This window comes from Aureimonas sp. Leaf454 (assembly GCF_001424685.1).
Taxonomy (GTDB): Bacteria; Pseudomonadota; Alphaproteobacteria; order Rhizobiales; family Rhizobiaceae; genus Plantimonas.
Genome location: NZ_LMQT01000001.1, coordinates 868,373 through 885,138, shown reverse-complemented (window position 1 = coordinate 885,138; position 16,766 = coordinate 868,373). Strand labels below are relative to the sequence as shown.

Below are 16,766 nucleotides of genomic sequence, written 5' to 3'. Positions count from 1 at the left end.
TCCGGCGGAAGCGGTCGCCGCCGCGCGATCCAGTGAAAGGGCGGCGGGAGAATCGGGGTCAAGGCGAGCCATCGTGCGGCGAGACTCGCGCATTCCCCGATTCTCCACAAGGCCCGGGGCAACCGGGGTCGATGTTCCCCTCGGGCGGCGCCGGCCGGGGGACGGCCGGCGATCCAGGTTTTGACGTCAGAGCAGCGAGAGCTGGACGCCGGCCGCGCTCTTGGGCGCACGGAAGAGGTCGGTCCGAAGCTTGGCGCGCGTCTCGTTGAGGCCGAGCCGCTTCGCCGCGAGCTCGAAGCGCCGCTTGATCTGGAAGGCGTAGGGGCCGGTGCCCTTCATGCGCTTGCCCCATTCTGCGTCGTAATCCTTGCCGTCGCGCATCTGGCGCAGGAGCGAGATCACGTGGCGATAACGGTTGGGGTAATGGCGCAGGAGCCATTCCTTGAAGAGGGGGCTGACCTCGAGCGGCAGGCGCAGGAGAACGTAGCCCGCTTCCCTCGCACCGGCCGCTTCGGCGGCCTCGAGCAGCTTCTCGATCTCGTGGTCGTTGAGGCCCGGAATGATCGGCGCCGTCATGACCATGGTCGGAATGCCGGCTTCGGTCAAAGCCCGCACGGCGTCGATGCGCTTGGCCGGCGTCGCGGCGCGCGGCTCCATGGCGCGCGCCAGCGTGCGGTCGAGCGTCGTGACGGAAAGCGCGACCTTGGCGAGGCCCTTCTTCGCCATGCGCGAGAGAATGTCGATGTCGCGCGTGACCAAAGCCGATTTCGTGACGATGCCGACGGGATGATCGGCCGCCTCCAGGACTTCGAGGATCTCGCGCATGATGCCCCAGCTCTTCTCGATCGGCTGATAGGGATCGGTGTTGGTGCCGATGGCGATCGATCTCGGCTCGTAGCCGGGTTTCGACAGCTCGGCTTCGAGAAGCTGCGCGGCGTTCGGCTTGGCGAAGAGCTTCGTTTCGAAATCCAGCCCGGAGGACAGCCCCATATAGGCATGGCTCGGCCGCGCGAAGCAGTAGACGCAGCCATGCTCGCAGCCGCGATAGGGATTCACCGAGCGGTCGAAGGAAATGTCCGGAGAGGCGTTCTTCGTGATGATCGTCCGGGGCTTCTCCACCTGCACGTCGGTGCGGAAGGCGGGAAGGTCGTCGAGCGAGTTCCAGCCGTCGTCATAGGCGCTGCGGGCGAAGGGCTCGTACCGGCCCGAGACGTTGGTCGCGGCGCCGCGACCTCGCCGACGGTCGAAGCCGACGCGGATGCCGGATTCGGCGATGACGTGATCCGCGATGTCGACCGGGCCCTGGAGGCCGCTCTGGGGGGGCCTCCGGGAGGCGAAAGCGGCGCGGTCTGCGATCTCTACGCTGTGCATGGGAGAGACTTCCGATCCAATCGTCGATCTATGATCAAAGTCCTAAAGGGGGGATGAGAACAATACAAGAACAAAAATCGCTGTCGCCCCTGGCTGGTCGCTGCCGGCGGGATCGTCTAAGCGAGGCTATGCTGACTGTTTTCATCGAAGCCGCGGACGACGCGCCCGCTCTCGGGGGCACGCTCGCCTCGCTCGTCTCGGGCGCGGTGGAGGGGCTGGTTCGGGACGTCGTCGTCCTCGATGCCGGTCTCGACGCCGGCACGCGCAAGGTGGCGGACCATGCGGGGTGCCGCGTGGCGCCGGCCGGGGATCTCGCGGCGGTCGTCGCGGGCGCGAAAGGCGAGTGGATCCTGTTGATCGAGGCCGGCGCTCGGCTTTCCTCCGACTGGATCGAGGACGTTCAGGCCCATGTCGCCGAGGTGGAGGGCGGGACCCGCACGCCGCACGCCGCGCGTTTCTCGCGCGCCAAGCGCGACCGGCCCGGCTTCTTCGCGCGATTCGGGCAGAAGCGGACGGCGCTCGCGGAGGCGCTGCTTCTGCCGAAAGCCCAGGCCGTCGGATTGTCCAAGGCATCCCAATCGCTGGAGACGATGGGACGCGGCGTCGCCGCGACGCGGCTGGAGGCGACGATCCGGCCGGCGGGGAAGGGATAGGGAGGAGAGGTCCGGCGAATGGAAATTCGCTTGAGCCGGTTCCTCGCTTCTCCCGACGCACCGAAACGCCCGCACGCTGGCGCGCCGGGGTGATGATCGAGCCGGCGGGCTGGTCGCCGGGATGCTCGGGCCGTCCCCATGGGGAGCGGCGGGACGCCGGAGGAAGACCCTCCGGTGTGGGGTATGTGGTGTGGTTGGTCCGCCTCCGGCGTCCACGCGCGGGCTTCTGTCCGGATACCTCGCGACCAGCGAGGTTCGTTCGATCGTCGTGGACGGGATATCCCGCTTCGTGCGTCGTTGATCGGGCATATTGGACTTTGGGCGACTTCGCCCGCCAGGATCTACGCCGATCTCTCCCGCAACCCCGGTTTCCCGGAGCCGACGCGAACATCCGGACCCAGGGGCTCCGCCGTTCCGAAACGGCATCCTCCCGAGACCCGCCCCCAGCCCCCGAACGATCCCGGTGATCATTCGCGCCCGTCTCGCGGGCTGGTGGTGAGAGGAAGGATAGGGGCGGCGGGAAGGGCGGGGATAAGTTTGTCGGAAATGTCAGAGACGAAGCCGGCTCGACGTCATCGGACGGGGTGGTCCACCGGATGTCTTCAGGAGGACTGGCGACTTCGTCCTTCGTATCGTCTCCGACCGTTCGAAATCCGACTTTCGCGCCATTCCATTCCCGAATATAACTTCTTACCTCTGCATCGACCGCCTCGAGGTGCTGGTCGAAGGATGGTTTGGCAAGCTCCGCTTGGATTATAATCTTCTGAAATACTTGCATGTGATCGGAGCGATCACCCTTCTCGGGACGGGAACGGGCATCGCTTTCTTCATGGTCATGGCCCACCGCACGAAGGACGCCGCCTTCGTCGCACGCACGGCGGCGGTCGTCGTCACAGCCGACATGATCTTCACGGCCAGTGCCGTCATCGCGCAGCCGATCACCGGATATTTCCTCGCCGAGATGACGGGCGCTGATCCTTGGACGGGATGGCTGGGATTGGCGATCCTCCTCTATGGCGTGGCCGGCGTCTTCTGGCTGCCGGTGGTTTGGATCCAGGCGCGAATGCGCGATCTCGCGCGACATGCGGCAGAGGCCGGACAGGCGCTCCCGCGTGCCTATCACCGCCTCTACCGCATCTGGTTCGTCTTCGGTCTGCCGGGCTTCGGCTCCGTTCTCGCGATCCTTTGGCTGATGATCGCGCGGCCCTCGCTATGAGCCGCGATCCGGGGACACCGATTGTGGCCGTGCTCGGTGCTTCGGGTCTGATCGGCGAAGCTCTTTGCAACTTTCTGTTGTCGCAGGACTACGAGGTTGTTCCGGTCGCAAGGCGCTTCACACCCGTTCAGACCGACGCCTGGCGCGGACGCTGGATGCGATATTCCTTGGTCGACGCCGATACGGCAAGCCTCAGCGCCTTCCTCGCGGGGACGAAGGCGGATGTCGTCGTGAATTGCGTTGGAGCGCTTCAAGACGCCCCCGGCGCGTCCGCCTCGAATGCCAACCGCGATTTCGTGGAACGCCTCGTGGAGGCTCTGCAGACGTCAGAAGAGCGTTCGCCGCTTCTGATCCACATCTCGATCCCCGGCCTGCCGGAGGACGATCGGACGGAGTTCAGCCTCGGCAAGCGGGCTGCGGAGGCGGCGATCAGGCGCTCGGCTCTGTCTTATGTGATCCTTCATCCCGGTTTCGTCGTCGCCCAGGCGGCCTTCGGGGGCAGCGCTCTCATGCGATCGTTGGCCGTTGTCCCCTTCGATCTTCCGGACGAGGTCGCGGAACGCCCCTTCGCTGTCACCGATGCCCGCGACATCGGTCGCACGGTCGCCTTCCTCCTGGACCAGTCGACGACGGGTCGCTCCACCTGGCAGGCGAGTTGGGACATGATGGAGGATGAGCCGAGGACCGTCGGCGAGGTTCTGGCCAGGCTTTCCGCGCGGCTGGCCGGGCCGCGCCGACGCGTCGAGCTTCCCCATTGGATGCTGATCACGGCAGGCGTCGCGGGCGACGCCGTTTCGCGGCTCGGCTGGCGCCCTCCCGTCCGATCGACCGCTCTTTCCGAGATGCGCCGCGGCGTGACGGGCGACGCGACAAGCTGGCGGGCGGCGACGGGCCTTGTTCCCTTGTCCGGGCCTGCAACCCTCGACACGATCGCGGCAACGGTCCAGGAGCGGTGGTTCGCGCGGCTCTACCTGCTGAAGGCCTTCATTTTCGGCATCCTCGTGACATTCTGGATCGTGTCCGGGGGAATCGCGGTTTCCGTCGCCTTCGATGCGGCGGTCGAGATTCTCACCGATCGCGGCTTTGCACGCTCGCCGGCGGAGATCGTCACGGTCGCGACGAGCCTCATGGATATCGCGATCGGTGTCCTGATCGCCAACCGGCGGACCTGCCGCATCGGCCTGCTGGCAGGAATCGGCCTCTCCATCGTCTATATGCTCGGTGCAGCCCTCATCACACCCGGCCTGTGGATCGACCCCCTCGGGGCGCTCGTCAAAACCGGCCCCGCCATCGTCCTGATGATGGTGGGGCTGGCGGTGATCGAGGATCGGTGAGCAAGACGGCTCTCTGCCGGGCGGCACAGGACCCGCCGTCTCCCGACGGTGCGAACGATCGACCCGTCTCAGGCCGACCTTCCGCCCCCCCGCCGCAGATGCTCGTCCAGCCGCGGCATGATCTCCACGAAGTTGCAGGGCTTGTGGCGGTAGTCGAGCTGGAGGGCGAGGATGTGGTCCCAGGCGTCGCGGCAGGCGCCGGGGGAGCCGGGGAGGACGAAGACGAAGGTGGCGTTGAGGACGCCGCCGGTGGCGCGCGACTGGATGGTCGAGACGCCGATCGTCTCGAAGGAGACGCGGTGGAAGATCGCGGAGAAGCCGTCCATCCGCTTCTCAAAGATCGGCTCCAGGGCCTCCGGCGTCACGTCGCGGCCGGTGAAGCCGGTCCCGCCCGTCGTGATGACGACGTCGACGGCGGGGTCCTTCGACCAGTCGGTCACGGCGGAGCGAATCGCCTCCACGTCGTCGGCGACGATGCGCCGGCCCGCGAGGCGGTGGCCGGCTCCCTCCAGCCGTTCGGCGAGCGTCGCGCCGGAGCGGTCTTCGGCGGGCGTGCGCGTGTCGGAGACGGTGAGGACGGCGATGCCGAGGGGGATGAAGTCGCGCTCGCTCATGGTCTGTATCCCGGATCGAGTTCGGAAGTGGGCCGGGCCTTGCCGGCGACGACGGCGTCCGGCGATCCGGCCGGCCGGAGCCGGGACGGGGCGACCCACCAGGCGGGATGTTCGGCCCCGAGCGCGGCCGCGGCGCGGGCCGCGAGGTCCGCACCCTCGAAGAGGCCGAAGACGGTCGCGCCGGAGCCGGACATGCGCGCGAAGGACGCGCCTTCTCGGATCAAGGCCGCGCGCGCCGCGCCGATCGCCGGCGCGATGGCGAGCGCGGGTGCTTCGAGGTCGTTGCGGGTCTGCGCGAGCCAGGCGAGGAGCGCGGATGCGGTGCGGAAGCCGCCTTGCGGGAGCTCCGGCAGGGGCGCGTTGTCGCGGCGTTCCAGCGCGCGAAAGACGGCGGGCGTCGACACCGGAGTGCCGGGATTGACGAGGACGATCGCCATGGCGGGGAAGGCCGCGAGCGGCTCGATCGCCTCGCCGATCCCGCCGACGCGGCAGGGGCGATCGGCAAGGCACATCGGAACGTCCGCGCCGAGCGACAGAGACGTCGCGGACAGGGGCGCCCGGAGTTCGGGATGGGCCGCGGCGAGACGGCGCAGGAGCGCCGCGGCATCGGCCGAACCGCCGCCGATGCCCGAGGCGACGGGCAGGCGTTTCTCCAGATGGATCGCGAGGGGGCCGATCGCGCAGCCCACTGCGTCCCCCGCCCGCCGCGCGAGGTCGAGCGCCTTGACGAGGATGTTGTCGCCGTCTGGCGCAATCGCGTCGGCGAAGGGGCCGCTGAGGGTCAGGAGATCGCTCCCGGCCGGCGCGATGGCGACGTCGTCGCCGATCTCGGCGAAGGCGACGAGACTGTCGAGCATGTGATACCCGTCCTCGCGCCGCCCGGTGACGTGGAGCGCGAGATTGATCTTGGCCGAGGCGCGCTCGGGGCCGGCCGCGAGCGGACGAGGGGCCGCCGTCGTGCTTGCGGCGCTCAGTTCGGCACGACCTTCGGCGCGGCCGGCACGGCCTCGGAGGCCGTCGCGAGGGGCTTTTGCGCTTCCGCCTTCAGGGGCTTGCCGTTCTCCATCTCCGCCTTGCGGGTTTCCGGCGGCAGGCCGTCCTTCAACTTGGCCTCGATCTTCGTCACCTCGGCGGCCTCGGGCTTGGGCTCGCCCACCAGCGCGCGGCTCCACTGGAACCTCGCCTCGCGGGTGCGGCCGACGCGCCAATAGGCGTCGCCGAGATGGTCGTTGATCGTCGGATCGACGGGCGTGATCAGGACGGCGCGCTCGAGCTGCTCGACGGCATCGTCGAAGCGCGCGAGGCGGAAATAGGCCCAGCCGAGCGAATCGATGATGTAGCCGTCGTTCGGGCGAAGCTCGACGGCGCGTTTGATCATGTCCAGCCCCTCGTCGAGGTTCCGGTTCATGTCGACCATGGAATAGCCGAGATAGTTGAGGACCTGCGGCTGGTCGGGCGAGAGCTCGAGGGCCTTGCGGAAGTCCGGCTCTGCCTTGTCCCAAGCCTTGAGCCGCTCGTGGGCGATGCCGCGCTGGTAGTAGAGGTTCCAGGTTTCCTTCTTGGCGGGCACGGCGATCGCGACCGCCTTGTCCAGGGCCTCGGCCGCCTCGGCATAGGCCTTGTCCGCGGCCAGGACATCGGCGAGCGCGAGATAGGCCTGGAGATCGTCCGGATAGTCGGCGACGGCCTTGCGCAAGTGATCCTTGGCCTCCTCCTTGCGCTCGGCCGACCAGAGGTCGAGGCCGGTCTGCAGGCGGGCGGCGCGCTGGAGCCCGGAATCGGCCGGGATCTGACGGTAATAGGCGATGGCCTGATCGACCTGGTCGTTGCGCTCGGCGATGCCGGCGAGCGCCATCATGAGGTTCGGGTCGGTCGGGGAAAGGGCGCGCGCGAGCTGGAAATAGAGAAGCGCGACCTGCTGCCCGTCGCCGCGATTGATGGCCTGGCCGAGGATGTAGAGGCTCTCCGCCGCGCCGTCCTTGACGCTGGCGACCGCGGGCTCAATCGTCTCGCCCTTTTCGATGCGGGCCTTGAGGTGGAGGAGCGGGTCGTAGCTGTCGGCGACATCGAGGCCCTTGTCGAGGGCGGCGATGGCCGCGTCCTTCTTGCCGGCGCGCGATTCGAGGCGGGCGAGCGCCTCGGCGGCGGCGAGGAAGGCGTCCGGCGAGGTCTGGGCGTTGGCGGGATCCTCGATGACGGCGGAGAAGGCGCTGCGCGCGACGTCCGGCCGGTTGGCGAAGGTCGCGATCAGGCCGCTCTGGTAGTCGTTGAAGATCGGGTACCAGCTGGCGCCCTGCAGCTCCTTGAGGCGGCTGAGCGCTCCGTCGACATTGCCGGCGCCCGCATCGGCCCAGGCCGAGAGATGGCCGAGAAGCACGGCGTCGAGATCGCTCGGATCGACGATGTCGAATTCGGCGATGGCCGGGACGTAGCGCCCCTTGCGCAGGAGATCGACGCCGAGCGCGAGGCGCGCGACCTTGCCGGCTTCGGGCGTGTCGCGGATCTTGGCGGCGAGCTCGGCCGTCTCGTCGAAATTGCCGGCGGCGAGGAAGGCGAACATCGCATCCTGCTGCAGCGGCTCGGAGGCGGGGTCGAGCGCCAGGGCCTCGGCGTAGAAGCCGGTCGCGGCGGAGAGATCGCCGCCGGCCTGCGCGGACTTGGCGGCGAGATAGGCGCCGGACAGCGTTTGCGTCGCCGAAAGACCGGACCGTGCGGCGACCGCGCCGTCCGTGCCGGCGGCGAGGGCGATGCCGGAGACGAGCGGCGAAAGCCCGATCAGGGCGGCAAGAACGAGGCGGGCATGACGCTGTTGGGGCACGGACTGAAATCCTTTCGAAGCCGACTCGTCATTTCGGGAAGACCGGGATCGAAGCGCCGAGCCGATCTTCGAGGGTTTCAACGGAAACAACGATGTTTACGGCAATTGCCCGGGCAATGCCACGATCCCCGTTTGTCCGGTCAGGGTGACCATTTTGGGGCCGCGGCGCCGGCTCTCCGTCAGTTGATGCGTTCGATGCAGAAGGCGACGACTTCGATCAGCGCCTCGCGCGCCTCGGACGGCGGCAGCGAGGCGGCGGCGGAGAAGGCGACGTTTCCGAAGCCGCGGGCGCGCTCGATCGTGGCTTCGAGCGCCCCGTGGCGGTCGAGGAGACGTCTCGCCTCGGCGAGAGCGGCGTCGTCGTTGACGCCCTTCTCCATGGCCTCGCGCCAGAAGGCGCGCTCGGCCTCCGTTCCCCGACCATGCGCGAGGATGACGGGAAGCGTGATCTTGCCCTCGCGAAAATCGTCGCCGACATTCTTGCCGAGCGCCTTCGCCGTCCCGCGATAGTCGAGCACATCGTCGAGAAGCTGGAAGGCGAGGCCGAGATGGAGGCCGTAGTCGCGCATCCGGGCGCAGGCCTCGGGCCCCGCGCCGGCGACGACCGGCCCGACCTCGGTCGCCGCGGCGAAGAGCGCGGCGGTCTTGGCCTCGATCACCTGCAGGTAGTCGGCCTCGCTCGTCGTCATGTGCTTGGCGGCGGAAAGCTGCCAGACCTCGCCCTCGGCGATCACGGCGGAGGCGCCGGACAGGATGCGCAGAGCCTCCAGCGAACCGACCTCGACCATCGTCTTGAAGGCCTGCCCGAGCAGGAAGTCGCCGACGAGCACGCTCGCCTGGTTGCCCCAGATCATGCGGGCGGACTGCTTGCCGCGCCGGAGATCGCTCTCGTCGACGACGTCGTCGTGGAGGAGCGTCGCCGTGTGCATGAACTCGACGCTGGCCGCGAGCTTCACATGCGCGTCGCCGCTGTAGCCGTGGGCAAGGGCGGAGGCGATCGTCAGCATGGGCCGCAGGCGCTTGCCGCCGGAGGAGATGAGATGCTCGGCGATCTCGGGAATGAGCGCGACGTTCGATCCCGCCATCGCGAGGATCATCGCGTTGACCTCGCCCATCGCAGGCGACGTCAGCCGCACGATCGGCTCGATCGAGGCCCGTGCGGGCATCTCACGGGCGGGGTTGGCAACACTCACGAGGTCTCTCCGTTGTTCGCGCGAGGACTAATCACGGGACGGCCGGGGCAGCAAGTCTCCAACATGGCGCAGTGCCGCGTTGCGGTAAGGCTGGGGAGGCCGAGATCGCTGCGGACGTCGCCGGGCCTGTCCCATCCGCGACGAGCGCTTGCTCCGCGCGGCCCGGTGGTGCGAAGGTCGCCGCGAAGCCTCGGCGCCGAGCCGGACCCTCGATCGGCGGCTCATCGAACGGAACGAAGGCGCAGATCCCCTATGCTCGAACTGATGCGAACGAACGACATGGTGACGATCTCCTTCGTCGATTCACTGCTCACCGACGCCGGCATCGGGCATTTCGTCGCCGACAGCCACATGAGCATCCTCGACGGCTCGATCGGCGTTCTGCCGCGCCGCGTGCTCGTGGAGGCCGACCGGATCGAGCAGGCGCGACGGATCCTGCGCGATGCCGATCTCGGCCAGGAACTGTCCTGACCGGCCTGTCGGACCGCGGCGCGGCGGCGGGAGAGGTCGCGCCGGAGACGACCTGCGACGGGTTCTTTCGTGGCGCGTTCCATCTCCTGCAGCCCAGGCGCGGATTTCGCGCCGGGCTCGACGCGCTGGCGCTCGCCGCCTGCATCCCCGCGGACCGCAAGGGCCGGGCCGCCGATCTCGGTGCGGGCTCGGGCGTCGTCGCGCTCGCGGCGGCGACGCGCTGTCCGGATCTCAGGGTGACCCTCGTCGAACGGGATCCGGCCATGGCGGACCTCGCGCGGTCGAGCCTCGCGCTTCCGGCCAACGCGGCCTTCGGCGGCCGGCTCGCCGTCGCCGAGGTCGATCTCCTGGCGGGGCGGACCGCGCGCGAGGCTGCGGGTCTCTTCGACGGCGCGTTCCAGACCGTTCTCACCAATCCGCCCTTTCACCCCGCCGGCGGCCGCGCCTCGCCCGAACCGTCCCGGCAGGCCGCGCGATCGATGCCGGAGCCCGATTTCCTGCAGCGCTGGTTGGCCGCGGCATCGGCGCTTCTCGAGCCGGGGGGGCTGCTTCTTCTCGTCGCGCGGCCGGACAGTCTCCAGGCCGTTCTCGATGCCGCGACGAACCGCTACGGCGACATCCGTCTGCGGCCCGTACATCCGCGGCCGGAGCGACCCGCGAGCCGCATTCTCCTTGCGGCGCGGCGCGGATCGAAGGCGCCGTTCCAGATCCTGCCGCCGGTCGTTCTCGCCGATGCGCAGGGGCGCGCGACCCCGATGGGAGCCGCGATCGGGGACGGGCGGGCGGCCATCGACTTCGAGATCGCGCGCTGACGGTTTGCGCGAAAGGCGCAAACGCCTACATCGGGGAGATCCCGGCAGCGCCGGTCCTCCTTCAGACGGGCGACAATCTTGGCTTTCTCCTTGCAGACCTATCTACCCAGGCGCTTGCGCAAGAAGAGTGTCCCCGTGCCGGTCGTGCGGCTCACCGGCACGATCATGGCGACCTCGGGGCCGTTGCGGCCGAGCCTGTCGCTGGCCGGCGTCGCCGGCATCCTCGACAAGGCCTTCGCGATGAAGGAGGCGCCGGCGGTCGCGATCTCGATCAACTCGCCGGGCGGCTCGCCCGTCCAGTCGCGCCTGATCTTCCAGCGCATCCGCGATCTCGCCGCGGAAAAGAAGAAGCCGGTCCTCGTCTTCGTCGAGGATGTCGCGGCCTCGGGCGGCTACATGATAGCCTGCGCGGGCGACGAGATCATCGCCGATCCGTCCTCGATCGTCGGCTCCATCGGCGTCGTCTCCGGCGGCTTCGGCTTCGTCGAGGCGCTGCAGAAGCTAGGCGTCGAGCGCCGGGTGCACACGTCCGGCCGCAACAAGGCCGTGCTCGATCCGTTCCGGCCGGAGCGCGAGGAGGACGTCGCCCATCTCCTCGCCCTGCAACGCGAGATCCACCAGACCTTCATCGACCTCGTGACGTCCCGTCGAGGGGACCGGCTCGCCGATCACGACGATCTGTTCACCGGCCAGTTCTGGTCGGGCCTGCGGGGCCTCGAGCTCGGCCTCGTCGATCACCTGGGCGACCTTCGCGGCGTCCTGCGCGAGCGGTTCGGGGAGCATGTGAAGCCGGTGGTCGTCCAGCCGGCCCGCGGCTTCATCGGTCGGCGGCTGGCCGGGCAGAGCCTCGAGGGCGGCAGCGCCCCGGGGGCGAGCCTGGAGCTTGCCGGCGCGGGCGCGGTGGAGCGTCTGGCGGCGCTCGCGGAGGAGCGCCTGGCCTGGAGCCGGTTCGGCCTTTGAGGCCGGGCGGGAGAATGCGTCGGTCCGCCGCTTTACGAAAGCGGGCTGCCGGACCATAGTCCTTCGACGATGTTCATGGTCGATCTGATGCCTTTCCTTCTCTTCGGTCTCGTCGGGGCCGCCGCCTATTACGGCTTCAAGCAGTTCAAGGGCGATGCCGTGCGCGTCGCCGAGCGCAACCGCCGATCCGAGCAAGAGTTGCGAACGGGCGCGCAGGGCACGCTCGTTCGCGGCGAGGACGGGGTGTATCGCCTGAAGCGGGATTGAGCGCGGCGGGTTGACCGGTTCGCGGGCTGCGTGGCACAGCCGGACGGACCTCTTGCCGGGCGATGCCATGACGGGCGTCGACACCGGCTCACGCCCTGCGGGATGCCTCGACATGACCGACACCGCCCCTCACATGGCGCCCGAGCGCTCGTTCCAGGGCCTGATCCTGGCGCTTCACCGCTACTGGGCCGATTACGGCTGCGTCGTGCTGCAGCCTTACGACATGGAGGTCGGCGCCGGCACGTTCCATCCCGCGACGACGCTGCGGGCGCTCGGGCCGCGGCCGTGGAACGCGGCCTATGTCCAGCCCTCGCGGCGGCCGAAGGACGGGCGCTACGGCGAGAATCCGAACCGGCTCCAGCACTATTACCAGTATCAGGTGATCCTGAAGCCGAACCCGTCCAACCTGCAGGAGCTCTATCTCGGCTCGCTCGCCGCGATCGGCGTCGATCCGAAGCTGCACGACATCCGCTTCGTGGAGGACGACTGGGAAAGCCCGACGCTCGGCGCGTGGGGACTGGGCTGGGAGTGCTGGTGCGACGGGATGGAGGTCTCGCAGTTCACCTATTTCCAGCAGGTCTGCGGCATCGAATGCGCGCCGGTGGCGGGCGAGCTGACCTACGGGCTGGAGCGGCTGGCCATGTACGTGCAGAACGTCGACAACGTCTACGACCTCAACTTCAACGGTCGCGAGGGCGCCGAGAAGGTGACCTATGGCGACGTCTTCCTGCAGTCCGAGCGCGAATTCTCGCGCTACAATTTCGAATATGCCGATACGGCGATCCTGCATCAGCATTTCATCGACGCGGAAACGGAATGCGGCCGGCTGCTCGCGGCGGGCGCGCCGGCCGCGCCGGGCGCGCTGCATCTCTGCGTCTTTCCCGCCTATGATCAGGCGATCAAGGCGAGCCACGCCTTCAATCTTCTCGACGCGCGCGGCGTGATCTCGGTCACCGAGCGCCAGAGCTACATCCTGCGGGTGCGAGCCCTTGCGAAAGCCTGCGGAGAAGCGTTCCTTCAAACGGAGGCGGGCGGCCGATCCGAGGCGAGGGCCGCCTGACGGCTCTTTTCGGTCGGCGCGCCGTTCCCGCGGCACCGAACGCGATCTCGTGCGTTGGAAGGCGGGGACTCTGACAAGGACGTGATCGATGCAGTGGAAAGGCCGGCGGCAATCCAGCCAGATCGAGGACCGCCGCGGCGGTGGTGGGGGCGGCGGCATGCCGGGCGGCGGGGGCTTTCGCATCCCGATGCGCACGGGCGCCGGCGGCGGCGGGCTCGGCATCGTCGGGATGATCATCATCGGCGCGGTGCTGTGGTTCGGCTTCGGCGTCAATCCGATCGACATCTTCATGAACGGCCAGTCGTCCGGCGGGAGCGTCACGCAGACGGCGAACGGGCCGGGCGTGCAGGGCACGGCCGACGAGGCGGACGATTTCGTGGCGACGGTTCTCGCCGACACGGAGGATGTCTGGACGCAGCGCTTCCAGGCGGCGGGCGAAACCTACCAGCTGCCGACGCTCGTTCTCTTCAACGGCGCCGTCGCCTCCGCCTGCGGGCAGGCGAGCTCGGCATCCGGGCCTTTCTACTGCCCGGGCGACCAGAAGCTCTACATCGACCTGACCTTCTTCCGGCAGCTTCGCGACCAGCTGAACTCGCCGGGCGACTTCGCGCAGGCCTATGTCGTCGCCCACGAGGTGGGACATCACGTCCAGAACCTGCAGGGCGTCCTGCCGGCCTTCGACCAGGCGCGTCGTCAGGCCTCGTCCGAGGCGGAAGCCAACGCGATGTCGGTGCGGGTCGAACTCCAGGCCGACTGCTATGCCGGCATCTGGGCGCATGACAGCCAGGCCGCCGGCTACGTAGAAAGCGGCGATATCGACGAGGCGCTGAACGCCGCCCAGCAGATCGGAGACGACACGCTGCAGAAGGAGTCGCAAGGCTACGTCGTGCCCGACAGCTTCAACCACGGCACGTCCGCCCAGCGCAAAGCCTGGTTCACGCGCGGTTTCGAGACCGGAGACATCGGGGCTTGCGACACGACGAAGGGCGACATCTGAACCTTCAAGACGGACGTGCGACAGCATGGCGATGACACGGCTCGCGCGCCGGGCCCTTGCGGTCCGGCGTCGCATCGCCAGGGACGGCACGGCGCTGGAAGAGGCGTTGTTCCAGGCCATGCGCCGGGCCCGCCCGGCGGATGCCGCCCTGTTCGAACGGCAGATCCGCATCGGCCCCTATCTCGCCGACTTCGTGTCGCCCTCGCTGAAGCTGATCGTCGAGATCGACGGCGCCCAGCACGGAGCCGGGGATCAGGCGGAGCGCGACGCGCGGCGGGACGCGGCTCTGGCGGAGCGGGGCTACCGGACGCTGCGCTTTCTCAACGAGGCGCTGCGACGCGACCTTTCGGGAGTTCTTGACACCATCGGCGCGGTGGTCGAAGAGCGGCGGAGACTGCCGCCCGCCGATCCGGAACCCTTGGCGCCCCGCCCCGGCAAGCCGCGACCGCGGCCGGCGCGGCGCTGAGGCGATCGGCTCAACCGATGCCTCCGGCGCCCGGCGCCGGCCCTCCCGAAACGGGGAGGGGAGGGAGCCTTCCCATGCCCGACCTCCTGATCGAACTCCGCTCGGAAGAGATCCCCGCGCGCATGCAGCGCAAGGCCGCGGGCGACCTGCGGCAAGCCGTGACCGACGCGCTCGTCGCCGCGGGCCTCACCTACGAGGGGGCGCGGGAATACTGGACGCCGCGACGCCTGACGCTCGACATCCGCGGCGTCGACGCGCGCTCCAAGGACACGGTGGAGGAGCGCAAGGGGCCGCGCACCGACGCGCCGCCAAAGGCGATCGAGGGCTTCCTGCGCGGCGCCGGCATCGCCTCCATCGACGACGTGCATGTCCACAAGGACGCCAAGAAGGGCGATTTCTACGTCGCGCATCTGAAGAAGGCCGGCCGGCCGGCCGAGGACATCATCGCCGAAGCGATGCCGGGGATCATCGAAGGCTTTCCCTGGCCCAAATCCATGCGCTGGGGCGCGGCATCGGCGCAAGCCGGCTCGTTCCGCTGGGTGCGTCCGCTGCAGTCGATCGTCTGCACCTTCGGGCCGGAGACCTCCGAGCCCGTGGTGGTCGACTTCACCGTCGGCGGCATCGCCTCGGGCAACACGACCTTTGGCCATCGCTTCCACGCGCCGGGGCCGATCAGGGTGCGCCGTTTCGACGATTACGCGGCGAGCCTGGAAAAGGCCTATGTCGTTCTCGACGCGGAACGCCGGAAGGACATCATCCGCACCGATGCCGACAACCTCGCCTTCGCGAGCGGTCTCGAAGTCGTGCCGGACGAGGCGTTGCTGGAAGAGGTCTCGGGCCTCGTGGAATGGCCGGTCGTCCTGATGGGCTCCTTCGAGGAGGCCTTCCTCGCGATCCCGCCGGAGGTGATCCGGCTCACCATCAAGACCAACCAGAAGTGCTTCGTCACGCGCGTCGCGGGAGAGACGCGGCTTTCGACGAAGTTCCTCCTCGTGTCGAACATCGAGGCGTCGGACGGCGGCGCGGAGATCGCAAGGGGCAACGGCAAGGTCGTGCGCGCGCGCCTCTCCGATGCGCTCTATTTCTGGCAGACCGACCAGGAGGACCTGCCGGGCTGGCAGGACCTGAAGCCGGCGGCCGAGTCGCTCGGGCTCGACCTGTCGAAGCCGCTCGACCAGCGGATGGCGAAGCTCGACGCGCTCGGCGTGACGTTCCACGCCAAGCTCGGGACGCAAGGCGAGCGCGTGCGTCGCATCGCGGCGCTGGCCGAAACGATCGCGCCGCTGGTCGGGGCCGATCCGGCGCTGGCACGGCGCGCGGCGCTGCTGGCGAAGGCGGATCTCACCTCCGAGGCGGTCGGCGAGTTCCCCGAACTGCAGGGCCTGATGGGCCGCTATTACGCGGCGCTGCAGGGCGAGCACCCGTCCGTGCAAGTCGCCGTCGAGGAGCATTACAAGCCGCAGGGGCCGGGGGACGCCGTGCCGCAGGATCCCGTCGCCATCGCGGTGGCGCTCGCGGACAAGCTGGACACGCTGGTCGGGTTCTGGGCGATCGACGAGAAGCCGACGGGCTCGAAGGATCCGTATGCGCTGAGACGGGCCGCGCTCGGCGTGATCCGGATCGTGCTGGATGCCAAGCTCCGCTTCCCCCTCGGGCGGCTCCTGCCGGCCGGCGACCTCCCGGCCTTCTTCCACGATCGTCTAAAAGTTCAGCTCCGCGAGTCCGGCGCGCGGCACGATCTGGTGGACGCCGTGCTGTCGCCGGAGAGCGACGATCTCCTCGACATCACCCGGCGCGTCGAGGCGCTCGGGGCGTTTTTGTCGACCGAGGACGGCAAGAACCTCCTCGCCGGCACCAAGCGGGCCGCGAACATCCTGTCGGCGGAGGAGAAGAAGGGCACCCGGATCGCCAATTCCGTCGATCCCCGGCTCTTCGTCGACGCCGAGGAAGGGACATTGCAGGCGGCGATCGAGGCGGCCGACGCCAGCGTCGAGCGGGCGGTCGCGGCCGAAGACTATGCAGGCGCGATGACGGCGCTCGCATCCCTGCGCGGTCCGGTCGACGCCTTCTTCGACACGGTGCTGGTCAATGCCGACGACGAGTCCGTCCGGGCGAACCGGCTGGCGCTCCTGGCGCGCATCCGCTCCGCCACACGGCGTGTCGCGGACGTCTCCAAGATCGGCGGCTGAGCCGCCGATCCGACGCGGCGGCCGAGCCTCTGCCCGTCCGCTGGCGTCGGCGATCCCGTGTCAATTGCGGCAAGACGACGGCGAATGTGTCGCGCCAAGCTGCGCGGCGTGCGCCAATGCGCCCCCGGACGCAACACGGCGGAAACAATCGTCAGCTTGGCACAAGCATTCCAAATCGACCTAAAACAACGATTTAGCTGACATTTTTGCTTAATTATCACGACATATTACGTCATGATATGTGATGTGAAGACCCTTGCCCGGAACCCGACGGATTCACCCGCCACAGAGGACGGGCCGAAGGGCCGGGGCTTGTAGCGTTTCCCCGTCGCGGCATGGGGATCG

Annotated in this window: 16 protein-coding genes; 11 read left to right on the top strand and 5 right to left on the bottom strand. The window is 68.7% G+C overall.

Annotated features, from left to right (window positions below; all coding sequences use genetic code 11):
* Nucleotides 1-186 precede the first annotated feature (186 nt).
* Nucleotides 187-1,371 carry a PA0069 family radical SAM protein gene (locus ASG43_RS03985; protein WP_056500374.1) on the bottom strand — a complete coding sequence of 395 codons (1,185 nt, stop codon included), beginning with the start codon at nt 1,369-1,371 and terminating at the stop codon, nt 187-189.
* Nucleotides 1,372-1,499: 128 nt separating this feature from the next.
* Here ASG43_RS03985 and ASG43_RS03980 point away from each other — a divergent pair, with 128 nt between their 5' ends.
* From ASG43_RS03980 to ASG43_RS03970, 3 genes are all read left to right on the top strand, one after another.
* Nucleotides 1,500-2,024, top strand: a complete 525-nt coding sequence (locus ASG43_RS03980) for a hypothetical protein (RefSeq protein WP_056500372.1) — start codon at nt 1,500-1,502, stop codon at nt 2,022-2,024.
* A 748-nt stretch (nt 2,025-2,772) separates the two neighbouring features.
* The gene (locus tag ASG43_RS03975) at nt 2,773-3,240 is read left to right on the top strand and encodes a DUF2269 domain-containing protein (protein ID WP_056501113.1); all 468 of its coding nucleotides are present in this window, start codon (nt 2,773-2,775) and stop codon (nt 3,238-3,240) included.
* Nucleotides 3,237-4,574: an SDR family oxidoreductase gene (locus ASG43_RS03970; RefSeq protein WP_082490579.1), complete on the top strand. Its 1,338-nt coding sequence runs from the start codon at nt 3,237-3,239 to the stop codon at nt 4,572-4,574. Before ASG43_RS03975 ends, ASG43_RS03970 begins: the two co-directional genes overlap by 4 nt.
* 68 nt (nt 4,575-4,642) lie before the next feature.
* On the opposite strand, the gene moaB is transcribed toward ASG43_RS03970, so the two are convergent.
* The 4 genes from moaB to ASG43_RS03950 all read right to left on the bottom strand — a co-directional run bounded on the left by moaB (nt 4,643) and on the right by ASG43_RS03950 (nt 9,172).
* Nucleotides 4,643-5,188 (bottom strand): molybdenum cofactor biosynthesis protein B, encoded by a 546-nt coding sequence (gene moaB / locus ASG43_RS03965; protein WP_056500367.1) that lies wholly within the window; start codon nt 5,186-5,188, stop codon nt 4,643-4,645.
* Entirely contained in the window at nt 5,185-6,162 is a 978-nt protein-coding gene (locus tag ASG43_RS03960) for a 4-(cytidine 5'-diphospho)-2-C-methyl-D-erythritol kinase (RefSeq protein ID WP_082490638.1), read from the bottom strand. The genes moaB and ASG43_RS03960 overlap by 4 nt, the downstream gene beginning before the upstream one ends.
* Nucleotides 6,159-8,006, bottom strand: coding sequence for a tetratricopeptide repeat protein (locus ASG43_RS03955; RefSeq protein WP_056500366.1), 1,848 nt, complete (start codon nt 8,004-8,006; stop codon nt 6,159-6,161). Before ASG43_RS03955 ends, ASG43_RS03960 begins: the two co-directional genes overlap by 4 nt.
* A 179-nt stretch (nt 8,007-8,185) precedes the next feature.
* Nucleotides 8,186-9,172, bottom strand: a complete 987-nt coding sequence (locus tag ASG43_RS03950; protein WP_056500363.1) for a polyprenyl synthetase family protein — start codon at nt 9,170-9,172, stop codon at nt 8,186-8,188.
* 279 nt (nt 9,173-9,451) lie between these two features.
* Here ASG43_RS03950 and ASG43_RS23050 point away from each other — a divergent pair, with 279 nt between their 5' ends.
* The 8 genes from ASG43_RS23050 (at nt 9,452) to glyS (ending at nt 16,421) form a co-directional block, all read left to right on the top strand.
* Nucleotides 9,452-9,670 (top strand): DUF2007 domain-containing protein, encoded by a 219-nt coding sequence (locus tag ASG43_RS23050; RefSeq protein WP_056500360.1) that lies wholly within the window; start codon nt 9,452-9,454, stop codon nt 9,668-9,670.
* Entirely contained in the window at nt 9,667-10,482 is an 816-nt protein-coding gene (locus ASG43_RS23045; protein WP_244487980.1) for a methyltransferase, read from the top strand. The genes ASG43_RS23050 and ASG43_RS23045 overlap by 4 nt, the downstream gene beginning before the upstream one ends.
* Before the next feature lie 78 nt (nt 10,483-10,560).
* Nucleotides 10,561-11,442 (top strand): S49 family peptidase, encoded by an 882-nt coding sequence (locus tag ASG43_RS03935; RefSeq protein WP_056500354.1) that lies wholly within the window; start codon nt 10,561-10,563, stop codon nt 11,440-11,442.
* A 75-nt stretch (nt 11,443-11,517) separates the two neighbouring features.
* Nucleotides 11,518-11,709 (top strand): hypothetical protein, encoded by a 192-nt coding sequence (locus tag ASG43_RS03930; protein WP_056501110.1) that lies wholly within the window; start codon nt 11,518-11,520, stop codon nt 11,707-11,709.
* Nucleotides 11,710-11,821: 112 nt separating this feature from the next.
* A complete protein-coding gene (locus ASG43_RS03925; RefSeq protein WP_056501106.1) occupies nt 11,822-12,769 on the top strand; it encodes a glycine--tRNA ligase subunit alpha in 948 nt (315 codons plus the stop codon).
* 88 nt (nt 12,770-12,857) lie between these two features.
* Nucleotides 12,858-13,766 (top strand): neutral zinc metallopeptidase, encoded by a 909-nt coding sequence (locus tag ASG43_RS03920; protein WP_056500351.1) that lies wholly within the window; start codon nt 12,858-12,860, stop codon nt 13,764-13,766.
* 25 nt (nt 13,767-13,791) lie between these two features.
* On the top strand, nt 13,792-14,232 hold the full coding sequence (locus ASG43_RS03915; RefSeq protein ID WP_056500348.1) for an endonuclease domain-containing protein: 441 nt from the start codon (nt 13,792-13,794) through the stop codon (nt 14,230-14,232).
* Between the two features lie 74 nt (nt 14,233-14,306).
* Nucleotides 14,307-16,421 (top strand): glycine--tRNA ligase subunit beta, encoded by a 2,115-nt coding sequence (gene glyS / locus ASG43_RS03910; RefSeq protein WP_056500346.1) that lies wholly within the window; start codon nt 14,307-14,309, stop codon nt 16,419-16,421.
* The last annotated feature ends 345 nt before the right edge of the window (nt 16,422-16,766 follow it).